Raw genomic sequence first — 1,490 nt, forward strand, 5'->3', positions numbered from 1 at the left:
CAGCCCCTTTATTTCGAGTCAGCTGTTATGGCAGATTCTTTCGGGCGTTTTCCATGTTGTAAATCCGCTAGGGTTAAGCCAAAATCCATTTGCAGGTGAGGGTAATCTTTAAAACGAGGCCAATCGCCGCCCCATTTAAATCCTAATTTTTTTGCAATAGCCACTACTTCGTCCCAATCGGGTATTCCATTCTTATTCCCGTCGTAATGCATATCCCAAATGATTTTTCCAGAAGGGGTCTTTAACGCAAAATCCACCGCAAGCCCATAATTATGATACGACTGGCCTCCTTTTGCATTCGTGACGATCTTTCCGCTGACCGTCCGCCCCTGTTGATACAGCCGGTCTTGCTCTGCTGCACTGCGAAAACCATCCGTAATCACAACTGTAATTCCTTTTTTAGCAGCTTGCTGGATTAATTGCTGGGTTCGTTCCTTAACGATTGGATTGAGCCCGGTTGGCATGGGTGCTGGCTTTTGTTTATTCGATTGCACATAGAAAATTACCGCAACAATAAGGGAAATAATAAAAGCCAAACTAGCCATTCGCTTTTTCAAAGCCAAAATCCTTTCCATTTATAGACTCCTTGATTCATAGATTCAGATAGAGTCAAAAGAAATAGAGGCATGATCTGGTATGCCTCCATACTAATCAAATAATGCCCGCAATTCATCGGGAACTTCACGGCTTTTTCTCGTTTCAGCATCCATCGTGACACATGTGACAAGGGCGTCGGCAACTTTCTCGCCATGTTGATTGTAAATTTCCTGAAGCAGGACAAAACTGCTTCTGCCAACCCGCTCTGGCCGTGTTTTGATCGAGAGACGGTCATTTTGTTTACATTCTTTCCGATAATTGATATTGATGTTGACAGTGACGGTTTGAATTCCCATCTTCAGCAATGTTTCATAATAGAGACCCGCTTCTTCATACCAGCTTTCACGCCCCCATTCCAGATACTCCAAATACTTTGCATTATTGACATGGCCATTCACATCAATTTCGGTCGAGCGGACAACAATTTCCAATACATTCTCCATCACTTGTTCACCTTCTGTTGTTGTTTATTTTCATTATAGCAGGAAGTGTTTTGGATGTCTGATTTCGGAAGTGAGAGGTTGTTGCCGCTGGGCTTGGGCTGTGATATGGTATTTATGTGATTATTTTGAAAAGGATGTAAAAAATGGAAATTAGGCTTATGTTGCAAAGTATGCTTATTGGAATAATAATGATAGTTATTTTTATCTTATTTCAAAAAATGATCAAAATAAATATGCCTACTTGGCTTGGTGCGATTATCATTTTATGTCTAATTGTTCTATTTAATAGGATTAGTTTTCGAATATTTAAATAAAGACAAGCCTTTTGCTAAGGACGAAAAATTCAAAGTTGACGAATGAGCTTAGTCTTTTGTGAGTATGCCTTCAGCGTTTGAACTTTAAGCTGGACGTTTAGCGCCTGTAAACGTCTTTAGTCGTCTCATTTATGTC

The 1,490-nt window shown here is 40.3% G+C and carries 2 protein-coding genes; both read right to left on the bottom strand.

Annotated elements, in window-relative coordinates:
• Nucleotides 1-8: 8 nt before the first annotated feature.
• Nucleotides 9-575 carry a M15 family metallopeptidase gene (locus BFU02S_RS15775; RefSeq protein WP_157075972.1) on the bottom strand — a complete coding sequence of 189 codons (567 nt, stop codon included), beginning with the start codon at nt 573-575 and terminating at the stop codon, nt 9-11.
• Between the two features lie 72 nt (nt 576-647).
• Entirely contained in the window at nt 648-1,040 is a 393-nt protein-coding gene (locus tag BFU02S_RS15780) for an acyl-CoA thioesterase (protein ID WP_066372738.1), read from the bottom strand.
• Between the last annotated feature and the right edge of the window lie 450 nt (nt 1,041-1,490).

It is taken from the genome of Neobacillus fumarioli NBRC 102428 (assembly GCF_001591485.1).
Classification (GTDB): Bacteria; Bacillota; Bacilli; order Bacillales; family Cytobacillaceae; genus Neobacillus; species Neobacillus fumarioli.